Source organism: Streptomyces sp. CAI-85, from assembly GCF_013363615.1.
Lineage (GTDB): Bacteria > Actinomycetota > Actinomycetes > Streptomycetales > Streptomycetaceae > Streptomyces > Streptomyces antibioticus_B.
This window is the reverse complement of sequence record NZ_JAANNX010000007.1, coordinates 134,450-145,093: the sequence shown is the minus strand read 5'-3', so window position 1 is coordinate 145,093 and position 10,644 is coordinate 134,450. Positions and strand designations below refer to the sequence as shown.

The following is a 10,644-nucleotide window of genomic DNA, read 5'->3' as shown; positions in this document are numbered from 1 at the left end:
CATGCAGCTCGGTCTGATTGGTCTCGGCAAGATGGGCGGCAACATGCGCGAGCGGATCCGCCGCGCCGGCCACACCGTCGTCGGTTACGACCGCAACCCCGACCTCACCGACGTCCAGGACCTCGCGGAACTGGTCGAGCGGCTCGACGCGCCGCGCACCGTCTGGGTGATGGTCCCGGCCGGCGCCGCCACCCAGTCCGTCATCGACGAACTCGGCGGCCTGCTGGAGGCCGGCGACACCGTCGTGGACGGCGGCAACTCCCGCTGGACGGACGACGAGAAGCACGCCGCCGAACTCGGCGCCAAGGGCATCGGCTTCGTGGACGCCGGTGTCTCCGGCGGTGTGTGGGGCCTGGAGAACGGCTACGCCCTGATGGTCGGCGGCGACAGCGAGCACGTCGACCGGCTCCGGCCGATCTTCGACGCCCTCAAGCCCGACGGCCCGTACGGCTATGTCCACGCGGGCAAGGTGGGCGCCGGGCACTTCTCGAAGATGGTCCACAACGGCATCGAGTACGCCATGATGCAGGCCTACGCCGAGGGCTGGGAGCTGCTGGAGAAGGTGGACTCCGTCACGGACGTGCGCGAGGTCTTCCGGTCCTGGCAGGAGGGCACCGTCATCCGCTCCTGGCTGCTCGACCTCGCGGTCAACGCCCTCGACGAGGACGAGCACCTCGACAAGCTGCGCGGCTGGGCCCAGGACTCGGGCGAGGGCCGCTGGACGGTCGAGGCCGCGATCGACAACGCGGTCCCGCTGCCCGCCATCACCGCCTCGCTGTTCGCCCGCTTCAGCTCGCGCCAGGACGACTCCCCGCAGATGAAGATGATCGCGGCGCTGCGCAACCAGTTCGGCGGGCACGCGGTCGAGGCGGTGAAGGAGTAGGACAACGGGCTTTGCCGCTTGCCGTCGGGGCGACCGCCGGACCGGTGGCCGCCCCGGCGGTCGTCTCGCCGGCCGCCCGAGAAGACCGGGTGGCTCGCCGAGTGCGCGTCCGGCCGGGCGGCCGGGGCGAGCACGGGGCCGATCGCCCATGTCGGCCGGGCGACGCCAAGCGGCCTGCGCCCACGGCAGGTTGACACCGCCCTGAGGGCCCGTCAGAGTCGCGGCTGATGGAGATCGACGATCTGACACCGGCCGAGCGGCGCGTATGGCGGGCCTTCGCCACGGGCGCGGAGGTGGACTTCCGTGACGACGGCGAAGGCACCGAACGGACCGTGCGGGCCTCGGTGTTGCGGGCGCTGCTCCTCAACGGGCCCCGGGAGCCCGGGGAGATAGCCGCCGTGAAGGTCCGCGGCGCCCGGATCACCGGCGCGCTGGACCTGCGGTACGCCACCGTCGACAGCGTCGTCCACCTCACCGACTGCCGTTTCACGGCCCCGCCGGACCTCACCGGCGCCCATGTGCGCTATCTGAGCCTGCGCGACTCCGAGATGCCCGGTCTGTCGATGACCCGGAGCCGGATCGACGGCAGCCTGCGGCTCACGCGCTGCCGTTTCGACGGGCCCGTGCGGCTCGACGGGGCGCAGATCGCCGGGGCGCTGTTCCTGGAGGACGTGGAGATCCTCCCCGAGGGCGGGCCCGCTCCGGTGCTCCAGCTCAACCAGATCTCCGTGGACGACGACCTGTGCGCCCGCGGCCTGCGCGCCCGGGGCGCGGTCCGGCTCGACGGCGCCGGTGTCGCCGGTTCGCTCGATCTGGAGGACGCCGACCTGTCCCATCCGGGCCGGACCGTCGTGGAGGCGGAGGCCGTCGAGATCGGCGCCAATCTGCTCGCCCGCAGGCTGCGCGCCGAGGGCCGGATCGAACTGCGCGGCGCCCGGATACCCGGCCGCGTCGATCTGCTGGACGCCCGGCTGTCCAACCCGGGCGGCACCGCGCTGCGGATCAGCAGCAGTGTGATCGGCGAGTTCTGGCTGGGCCGGGGCCCGCGGGTCCAGGGCATGCTGAACCTGCGGCGGGCCGAGATCAACCAGCTCGACCTGGACCCGGCGATGCTGCCCGACCAGGTGCGCCTGCTCGATCTCACGTACACCTTCCTGACGCCGCACGAGCCCGCCGAGCGCCGGCTGCCGATGCTGGAGCGCGACGGCGAGGGCTTCGACCCGCACGCCTACGAGCAGTTGACGGCCGCGTACCGGCGGATCGGCGACGACCAGGCGGCCCGGCTGGTCCAGCTCGCCAAGCAGCGCCGCCGCCGCTCCACGCTCCCCTGGTACGGGCGGGTGTGGGGCAGGCTCCAGGACGCGGCCGTCGGCTACGGCTTCCGCCCGCTGCGGGCCGCGGGCTGGCTGCTGTCCCTGCTCGCGGTCGGCTCGCTCGCCTTCGCCGGACACCATCCGCCGCCGCTCAAGCCGGACGAGGCACCGGAGTTCGACCCGGTGTTCTACACGCTGGACCTGCTGCTGCCGGTGATCTCCTTCGGGCAGGAGAGCGCGTTCGCCCCGACCGGCGGGTACCGGACCCTGGCGTACGTCCTGGTCATCACCGGCTGGATCCTGGCGACGACCGTCCTGGCGGGTGTGACGAGGACCGTCAGCCGGCAGTGAGGACCGTCAGCCGGCCGTAGGGATCCCGTACGCGCGCTCCACCCGCAGCCGCACCACCAGACGGCGGTCGCGGACCATCGCGGCGCGGTAGTCCTCCCAGTCGGGGTGCTCGCCCAGGACGTCCCGGTACAGGCGCACGAGTTCCTCCACGGTGGCGTCGTAGGGATCCTCGGCGACCGGGGTCAGCTCGGCGGTGGCCTCGACGACCGTGTACGCGCCGTGGTCCGGGGTGGTGACGTGGAAGGACGCGCGCGGATCGCGGCGCAGGTTGCGGGTCTTGGCGCGGCCGTCGGTGACGGAGATCCGGACGACCTCCTCGTCCGGGTAGTAGTGGTGGCTGACGTTCGACAACTGGGGCCGCCCGTCGCGCTTGAGGGTGACCAGTACGCCGCTGCGGCCCTTCGAGAGCAGGGCGAGCAGCGCGTGTCGTGTCGTGTCCTGAGTCATGTCCCGCACAACGGAGTGCCGCCCGTGTCACATTCCCGCGCTCCACGGGTAGACACTGTCTACCTTCGCTTGGTAGACAGTGTCTATGAGCGATGCCGAGAAGCCGGGCCCCGACCTGCGCACCCGTCTGGTCGACGTCGGCGTGGACCTGGTGGCCCTGGAGGGGGCCGGCGCGCTGACACTGCGGGAGATCGCCCGCCGCGCCGGTGTCTCGCACGGGGCGCCGCGCCGCTACTTCCCCACGCATCTGGAGCTGCTGTCGGCCATCGCCCGCCGCGGCTTCACCGAGCTGGCCGTCCGGGTGACCACGGCCGTCGGCGACGGCACCGCGGTCCCGCGCGCCCAGCTCTCCGAACTGGGGCGCACCTACCTGGACTTCGCGCTCGACAACCCCGGCATGTACGAGCTGATGTTCCGTCATGATCTGCTGGAGAGCGGTCATCTGCGGCTGCGGGACACCAGCCTGCCGCTGTTCGGCGTCCTGGTGGATCTGGTCGGCCGGGTCCGCGGACCCGAGTCGTCCCCCTCCGAGGCCCGCGCGGTCGCCGCCGCCCTGTGGGCGAACCTGCACGGCATCGCCCAGCTCTGGGGCTGGGGCAGCCTCCAACTCGCCACCGGCGCCGACGACTTCACCCCGCTGCTGCGCACCGCGCTGACCGCGCACCTCGGACCGGAGGACGGCAGGTGAGGCGGGCCCTGACCTTGGCGAGCAGTGTGGCGGGTGCCGCGATCGTCGCGCTCGACGGCACCGCGCTCACCGTCGCCCAGCCCACCCTGCGCCACGATCTGCACGCCTCGGTCGCCCAGGTCCAGTGGACCGGGACCGGCTATCTCGTCGCCGTGGCGGCCCTGTTGGTGTTCGCCGGACGACTCGGCGACCGCTACGGACACCGCCGGGTCTTCGGTGTCGGCATGCTCGGCTTCGGCGCCGCGTCGGCGGGCATCGTGGCGGCGCCCGACGTGCGCTGGGTGATCGGACTGCGGGTGGTGCAGGGGGTGTTCGGGGCGCTGCTGCAACCGGCCACCCTCGGGATGCTGCGCGCCGCCTTCCCGCCGGACCGGCTGCGCATGCCGATCGCCGTACGGACGGCGGCGATCGGGGTGGCGGCGGCCGCGGGGCCGGTGGTCGGCGGGGCGCTCGCCACGGAGTTCGGCTGGCGGTCGGTGTTCCTGCTGAACCTCGGCCCCACCCTGTTCTTCGGCACCCTCGCCCTGGCTCGGCGGCAGGAACGGCTACCTGCGGCCGGAGTCAAGGAGTCGCGACAGTCTGCCGCCGGCCCCCTGGATATTCCCGGCGCCCTCCTGCTCGGCACCTCCCTGGCCTGCCTGGTGCACACCCTCGTCACCCTCCCGCACCTGACCTGGTCGGCGCCCGCGGCCCTGCTCGCCGGGGCGGCCTTCGTCCGGCACGAACGCCGCGCCCCCGCGCCGTCGCTGCCGCCGGACGTCATCGGCTCCCCCGCCGTCGGCGCCGCGCTCCTGCTGCTGGTCACGGTGTCGGCGGCCCTCAACGGCGGCCTGTTCGCCTGCGTCTACGTCCTTCAGGACGACCTCGGCCTCACCCCGCTGCACAGCGCCCTGCTCGCCCTGCCCCTGCCGGTGCTGCTGATCGGCGCCGCGCAGGTGTCGGCCGTCCTGCTGCGCCGGGCCGGGGCCCGCGTCACGGTCACGGGGGCCACCGTCCTGCTCGCCGCCGGTCTGCTCGTCCTTGCCGCGGCCCCGGGACCGGTCCTGTTCTGCGCCGGATTCGCGCTGGCCGGCGCCGGGTTCGGCACGGTGATGGTCGCGGCCACCCATGTCGTCGTACGCCAGGCCCCCGTGGCGTCGGCCGGGGTGGCGGGCGGGTTGCAGCAGACGGCGATGAACGTCGGACCCGCGCTGGGCGTGGCGGCGGCGACCGTGCTGATGGCCACCGGCGCGGACCGCTCACCGCTGGTGCTGCTGGCGGTCGCGGCGCTGGCCGCCCTGCCGGTCTGCCGGGCCCTGCCCGGGCGTTCACCGCACGTCGGGGCCGGTGCACCAGCCGCTCCACGGGCCGCACAGAGCGATGCACCCCACACGGGGCACGGGCGGGAAACGGGTCCCTACACCCGATCCCTGGGCAACGATGGGCACTGAGATCGTCCGGCGTGACCGGCCGGACCGTACCTCGCACGAGCGCACCGGAGGTAAACGATGGCACTGCTGCGGCAAGAGGCCGACCCGGCCGAGGTCGGACTGGACGCGAAGGCGCTGGACCGTCTCGACCAGCATGTGGCCCATCTCGTGGACGAGGGGCGGCTGCCCGGGTTCCTGCTGGCCGTCTCCCGGGGCGGCCGCGTCGCGCACCTCACCACGCACGGCCACCGTGACGTCGCCCGGGGGCTGCCCGTCGAGGCGGACACCCTGTACCGCATCTACTCGATGACCAAGCCCGTCACCTCGGTCGCCGCGCTGATCCTGATGGAGGAGGGCCGGCTGGGGCTGGACGACCCGGTCGCCGACCACCTCCCGGCCTTCGCCGGCCGGCGCGTGTACGCGGGCGGCTCCGGCACCGGACTGACCACCCGCCCCGCCGAACAGCCGCTGCTGGTACGGCATCTGATGACCCACACCGCGGGCCTCACCTTCGCCTTCTACCACTGCCACCCCGTCGACGCCCTGTACCGCGAGGCCGGTCTGGAGTCGGCGGTGCTGCCCGGCTCCGATCTCGCCGAGACCGTCGACGCGTACGCGCGCCTGCCGCTCCAGTTCGAACCGGGCACCCAGTGGAACTACTCGGTCGCCACCAATGTCCTCGGCCGGATCATCGAGGTGGTCTCCGGGCAGCCCCTCGACACCTTCCTCACCGAACGGATCTTCCGCCCGCTCGGCATGCCCGACGCCGGCTTCCACGTCACCCCCGACCGGACACCCCGCCTGGCCGAGCTGTACGGCGACTCCGACACCGGCGGCATCGAGCCGATCGCCGGACTGCCGCTGACCGGCCGCCCCCGCTTCCTGTCGGGCAGCGGCGGCATGGTCGCGACCGCCTACGACATCCACCGCTTCAGCGAACTGCTGCGCCGCCGCGGCACCTTGGACGGCGTCCGGTTGCTCGCCCCGGAGACGGTCGACCTGATGACCCGCAACCATCTGCCGGACAACGCCGACCTGCGCGCCTTCGGCAGCCGCCCCGCCCACGACGAACCGGGCAACGACGGCGTCGGCTTCGGCCTGGGCGTCTCCGTGGTCGTCGACCCTGAGCGCACCCAGGCCCCCTCGGGGCTCGGCACCTACGGCTGGAGCGGCGTCGCCACCACCACCTTCTGGATCGACCCGAGCCGCGACCTGAGCGTGCAGTTCCTGACCCAGCTCAGACCGAGACGGTCGCTGAAGCTCTACCCCGACCTCAAACGGCTGGTCCACGAAGCGGTGACGGACTGAACTCCAGCCCCTCTGCGGCGAGTTCGCGCAGCCACACCGCGGAGCGCTCCGGGGTCTCGGCCGCCCGGTTCAGGCCCGCCGGAAGACCGCCGTCCAGGATGTGACGGACTCCGAGCGCGAGGGTGCGCGACACGCACCGCGCCATCGCGCTCTCCCGCTCGTCGCCCACCAGGTCGAGGAGCCGGCTCCCCGACCACACCCGGCCGCCGCCCGCGTCGGCCTCCAGCGACACCGCGAGCACGACCCGGTCCCGGTCGGCGTCCGTGGTCGGATGGGCGGCCGCCAACTCCCGTGCCAGGGCGGCGATCCGCTCGTCGTCGCCCGCCCTCAGCTCCTCGAACACCGGCTCCCAGGCCCGCAGCCAGCCGTCGAGGCGCAGGGTGCCGCGCACGAGGGTATCCGCCCGCCAGGCCGCGGGCAGCCCGTACTGCTCGACGAAGGGCACGCTGTCCCGGTTGGGGTACACCTCGAAGGTCTCCCCGCCGACGGTCTGCCGACGGGTCGCCTCCCAGGGCCGCGCGGCCACCGTCTCGGCGCCGTCCTCGATGTACCGGGCGGGCGAGCGCAGGGCGTTCAGCACGCCGAGCGGCGCCCAACTGAACCGGTAGCGGAAGGCGTCCGGGACCGCCGGGACGCCGCCGCAGTACGAGGTCAGCCGGTACGAGGCCGGGGTGTCGGCGCCGATCGCCGACCGGGCGCGGGCGACCAGGTCGTGGGCGAGGAGATGGTCGATGCCGGGGTCGAGTCCGGCCTCGGTCAGGACGGTGATCCCGGCCCGCCCGGCGGCCGGCACCTGCTCCAGGACCGCGTCGGAGACATAGCTGGAGCACGCGAAGTGGGCCCGCCCCGCCACGCACGCGGCGAGCAGCGGGGCGTGTGCGGGCGCGGGGAGCATCGACACGACGACGTCCCCGGGCGCCAGTTCGGCGGTGAGCGCCGGAAGCGTGTACGCGCGCGGCTCGGCGCGTCCGGTGAGGCCGAGCGCGTCGAGCGCCCGCACCGCCCGCTCGGCCGTGCGGTGCCACAGCCGGACCCGGGCGGCGCGTGCGCACAGGTCGGCGAGGCCGCTGCCGGTGGAGAGTCCGGCGCCGATCCAGTGGACGGTGCCGCTCGCGGGGACCCTCGGCTCAGACACGGCCGGACGCGCCTTCCTCGACCCCCAGTTGTTCACCGCACGCCCGGTGGAATCGTTCCAGGCAGCGGTCCCACGGGGCGCCGTCGAAGTCGAGCAGGGCGGGCAGCAGGTCGCGCGAGAAGTCGGTGGCGGACTCGCGCGGCAGCAGCGACGGCAGGTTGTCGATCGCGATCAGATCGAGCGGAGGGTCGTCGGTGAGGCGCCGTACCGGGTCCGTCCACTCGGTGGTGCGGTCGTAGACGGGCAGCACGTTGAGGGGCGAGCCGACGTCGCAGGTGACGTCGGAGACGGTGCGCAGCCGGCGGGCCGGGTCGGCGAGGTCCGCCGGGCGGACGAACGGCGGTACGGGGGTGGTGGCGAGGACACAGTTGACCAGGACGTCGTGGTCGAGCAGGGCCTGGCGGTCCAGGTCGCGGGTCTCGGCGAGGTCCCAGCCGGTGGGCTCGACGCCGGCCGTGGCCAACGCGGCGCGGGCGCCCCGGCCGCTGCGGCCCAGGGCGCCGACGACGAGGGCGGTGAACTCCGCGTCGCCGGGGGCCGGGCGCAGGAGGGCGTCCAGCTCGTCCTTGCCGGTGGGCCGCAGGGGTGTGGTCAGCCGGTCGCGCTCCTGGAGCACGGCGAGGGCGGCGCCGAGGTAGCCCGCCCAGTGGCCGAAGGCGGCGAGGCGCCGTCCCTGGTCGTCGACGAGGTACTCCAGGTCGAGGAGGGCCCCTCCCCCGGCGGTGAAGCGGCGCAGCAGGTCGGCGGCGCCGGGCTGCCGCTTGTAGGCGTGCCCGAAGAAGATGTGACGGTGCGTCAATCGGGGCGGTTCGTCGGGGAGTTCCTTGAGCCCGAGGATCACGGCGTCGGCCGGCGCGGAGACCCAGGAGCCCGCGGGGGCGATCCGGGCGCCGACGGCCTCGTACTCCTCGGCCGGGAAGACGCGTTGCGGGGAGTCCTCGACCGTGAGCCGTACGCCGGATCCGATCAGCCGGCGGGCGTCGTCGGGGACGACCGGGGTGCGGCGTTCGGTGGAACGGACCTCGTGGCGCAGCCACAGGTGCAGGGCGGTCATACGCGGTTGACCTCCGGACGCGGGGCGTCGGCCGCGAACCGGCCGGCGCTCAGGGGGGTGACGTCCACGAAGGGTACGCGGCCGAGGTACAGGTCGCGGACGACCTCGCCGACGGCGGGTCCCTGGAGGAAACCGTGGCCGGAGAAGCCGGTGGCGTACAGGAAGCGGGAGACCGAAGTGGCCTCGCCGATCAGGGCGTTGTGGTCCGGGGTGACCTCGTACAGGCCCGCCCAGCCGCCGGTGCGGCGCAGGTCGAGCAGGGACGGCGCGCGGTGCTGCATGGCGGCGGCGAGGCGCGGGATCCAGCGGTCGTGGGGGTCGGTGGCGAAGCCGGGACGCTCGTCCGGGTCGGACATGCCGACGAGGAGTCCGGGGCCCTCGGCGTGGAAGTAGAGGGTGCTGGTGAAGTCGATGGTCATGGGCAGACCGGGCGGCAGTCCGGGGACGGGTTCGGTGACCGCGATCTGCCGGCGCAGCGGCTGCACCGGCAGGTCCACGCCGGCCATGGCGCCGACGGCCCGGGACCAGGCACCGGCCGCGCAGATCACCGTGCCGGTGCTGATGCGGCCGAGCGGGGTGGTGACGGCGGTGATGGCGCCGCCCCTGGTCTCGATGCCGGTGACGGCGGTGTGCCGCAGGATCTGGGCGCCGTGGCGGCGGGCGGCGGCCGCGTAGCCGTGCACGACGGCCTCGGGGGTGCAGTGGCCGTCGTCGGGCGAGAACGCGGCGGCCAGCAGTCCTTCGGTGCGGATCAGCGGGGAGAGCCGGCGGGCCTCGGCCGGGTCGACGAGGCGGCTGGGGACGCCCAGCGCGTTCTGGAGCCGGATGCTCGCCTCGAAGGAGGCGACCTCCTCGGGGGTGGAGAGGAGGAAGAGATAGCCGACCCGGCGCAGTCCGATGTCGTGGCCGATGTCCTGCCCGAACCGGGCGAACGCCTCCAGGCTGCGGGCCCCGAGCCGGATGTTCAGTTCGTCGGAGAACTGGGCGCGGACGCCGCCCGCGGCCTTCGAGGTCGATCCGGCGGCGAGTTCGTCGCGCTCCACCAGCAGGACGTCCCGCACCCCGGCGGCGGCCAGGTGGTAGGCGATGCTCGTGCCCATCACTCCGCCGCCGATGACGACGACCGAGGCATACGTGTCCACGCGGGCGGCTCCTTTCGGCGTCGGCCCCGGCCCGGGTACCGGCCCGGTGTCGGGCGGGGTACCCGGCCTGTTGCCGGACCGGGTACCGGCCGGGGGCCGACGTGTGCCATGACGGGGTACGCCGTGACCGGCGTATGCCATGACCGGTGCGTGCCATGGCCGTCGTGATCCCTACCCGCGCGGGGCCCGGATCCCCCCGAGCCGGGGACCTCTGGCTCGCGTCCGCCGGGCGACGGCCGAAAGGCCGCTCAGGACCAGTGCGCCACCGCGTCCAGGTGGGGCAGCCGGTGGTCGAGGCGCTCCCGCTTGGTGCGCAGATAGGTGATGTTGTTCTCGCACGGCTCGATCAGCAGCGGCACCTCCTCGGCGACCTGGATGCCGTTGTCCACGAGCGCCTCGCGCTTGCGCGGGTTGTTCGACATCAGCCGCACCGAGCGCACGCCCAGGTCGCGGAGCATCTCGGCGGCCACCTTGTAGTCGCGGGCGTCGACCGGGAAGCCGAGCGCGACGTTCGCCTCGACGGTGTCCAGGCCCTCGGCCTGGAGGGCCATCGCCCGCAGCTTGCCGAGCAGGCCGATGCCCCGGCCCTCGTGTCCGCGCAGATAGACGACTATGCCGCTGCCCTCGGCGACGACGGCCCGCAGCGCGGACTCCAACTGGTCGCCGCACTCGCAGTGCTGGGAGCCGAACGCGTCACCGGTCAGGCACTCGGAGTGCAGCCGGGTCAGCACGCCCTCGCTGCCGATCTCGCCGTAGACCAAGGCCACTTGTTCGTCGCCGCGGTCGTGGTCGAGGTATCCCACGGCCTGGAATTTGCCGTACACGGTGGGCAGCGGCGCGTTCACGACGCGTTCCACTCCGGTGCGCTGCGAGGTCTTGGTGCCGAGTACGCCGATGTTCTCTGTCATGATCTG

At 73.6% G+C, this 10,644-nt stretch carries 10 protein-coding genes; 5 read left to right on the top strand and 5 right to left on the bottom strand.

Annotation, left to right across the window (positions count from 1 at the left end; all coding sequences use genetic code 11):
• The first annotated feature begins 1 nt into the window (after window position 1).
• Both gnd and G6W55_RS12205 read left to right on the top strand, forming a co-directional pair.
• On the top strand, window positions 2-883 hold the full coding sequence (gene gnd, locus G6W55_RS12210; RefSeq protein WP_175520841.1) for a phosphogluconate dehydrogenase (NAD(+)-dependent, decarboxylating): 882 nt from the start codon (window positions 2-4) through the stop codon (window positions 881-883).
• 227 nt (window positions 884-1,110) lie between these two features.
• Window positions 1,111-2,547, top strand: coding sequence for a membrane-associated oxidoreductase (locus G6W55_RS12205; RefSeq protein ID WP_175520840.1), 1,437 nt, complete (start codon window positions 1,111-1,113; stop codon window positions 2,545-2,547).
• 6 nt (window positions 2,548-2,553) lie between these two features.
• Here the strand turns inward: G6W55_RS12205 and G6W55_RS12200 are convergent, their stop codons facing one another.
• Window positions 2,554-2,994 (bottom strand): PPOX class F420-dependent oxidoreductase, encoded by a 441-nt coding sequence (locus tag G6W55_RS12200; protein WP_175520839.1) that lies wholly within the window; start codon window positions 2,992-2,994, stop codon window positions 2,554-2,556.
• 85 nt (window positions 2,995-3,079) lie between these two features.
• Between G6W55_RS12200 and G6W55_RS12195 the strand changes: the two genes are divergently transcribed.
• The 3 genes from G6W55_RS12195 to G6W55_RS12185 are packed head-to-tail and all read left to right on the top strand — an operon-like array spanning window position 3,080 to window position 6,399.
• Window positions 3,080-3,682: a TetR/AcrR family transcriptional regulator gene (locus tag G6W55_RS12195; protein WP_175520838.1), complete on the top strand. Its 603-nt coding sequence runs from the start codon at window positions 3,080-3,082 to the stop codon at window positions 3,680-3,682.
• Entirely contained in the window at window positions 3,679-5,112 is a 1,434-nt protein-coding gene (locus tag G6W55_RS12190; RefSeq protein WP_175520837.1) for an MFS transporter, read from the top strand. Before G6W55_RS12195 ends, G6W55_RS12190 begins: the two co-directional genes overlap by 4 nt.
• Window positions 5,113-5,169: 57 nt before the next feature.
• Window positions 5,170-6,399 (top strand): serine hydrolase, encoded by a 1,230-nt coding sequence (locus G6W55_RS12185; protein ID WP_175520836.1) that lies wholly within the window; start codon window positions 5,170-5,172, stop codon window positions 6,397-6,399.
• On the opposite strand, the gene G6W55_RS12180 is transcribed toward G6W55_RS12185, so the two are convergent.
• The 4 genes from G6W55_RS12180 to ribA all read right to left on the bottom strand — a co-directional run bounded on the left by G6W55_RS12180 (window position 6,365) and on the right by ribA (window position 10,638).
• Entirely contained in the window at window positions 6,365-7,534 is a 1,170-nt protein-coding gene (locus G6W55_RS12180; protein ID WP_175520835.1) for a saccharopine dehydrogenase family protein, read from the bottom strand. The genes G6W55_RS12185 and G6W55_RS12180 overlap by 35 nt on opposite strands.
• Complete coding sequence (locus G6W55_RS12175) at window positions 7,527-8,588, bottom strand: saccharopine dehydrogenase (RefSeq protein WP_175520834.1); 1,062 nt, start codon at window positions 8,586-8,588, stop codon at window positions 7,527-7,529. The genes G6W55_RS12180 and G6W55_RS12175 overlap by 8 nt, the downstream gene beginning before the upstream one ends.
• Entirely contained in the window at window positions 8,585-9,730 is a 1,146-nt protein-coding gene (locus G6W55_RS12170) for an FAD-binding oxidoreductase (RefSeq protein ID WP_309243693.1), read from the bottom strand. Before G6W55_RS12170 ends, G6W55_RS12175 begins: the two co-directional genes overlap by 4 nt.
• Window positions 9,731-9,978: 248 nt before the next feature.
• On the bottom strand, window positions 9,979-10,638 hold the full coding sequence (ribA, locus tag G6W55_RS12165) for a GTP cyclohydrolase II (protein WP_030789396.1): 660 nt from the start codon (window positions 10,636-10,638) through the stop codon (window positions 9,979-9,981).
• Between the last annotated feature and the right edge of the window lie 6 nt (window positions 10,639-10,644).

Coding starts and splice junctions, on each gene's coding strand:
- G6W55_RS12200 (WP_175520839.1), bottom strand. CDS start 2,994: ATGACTCAGGACACGACACGACACGCGCTGCTCGCCCTGCTCTCGAAG.
- G6W55_RS12205 (WP_175520840.1), top strand. CDS start 1,111: ATGGAGATCGACGATCTGACACCGGCCGAGCGGCGCGTATGGCGGGCC.
- G6W55_RS12185 (WP_175520836.1), top strand. CDS start 5,170: ATGGCACTGCTGCGGCAAGAGGCCGACCCGGCCGAGGTCGGACTGGAC.
- ribA (WP_030789396.1), bottom strand. CDS start 10,638: ATGACAGAGAACATCGGCGTACTCGGCACCAAGACCTCGCAGCGCACC.
- G6W55_RS12175 (WP_175520834.1), bottom strand. CDS start 8,588: ATGACCGCCCTGCACCTGTGGCTGCGCCACGAGGTCCGTTCCACCGAA.
- G6W55_RS12195 (WP_175520838.1), top strand. CDS start 3,080: ATGAGCGATGCCGAGAAGCCGGGCCCCGACCTGCGCACCCGTCTGGTC.
- gnd (WP_175520841.1), top strand. CDS start 2: ATGCAGCTCGGTCTGATTGGTCTCGGCAAGATGGGCGGCAACATGCGC.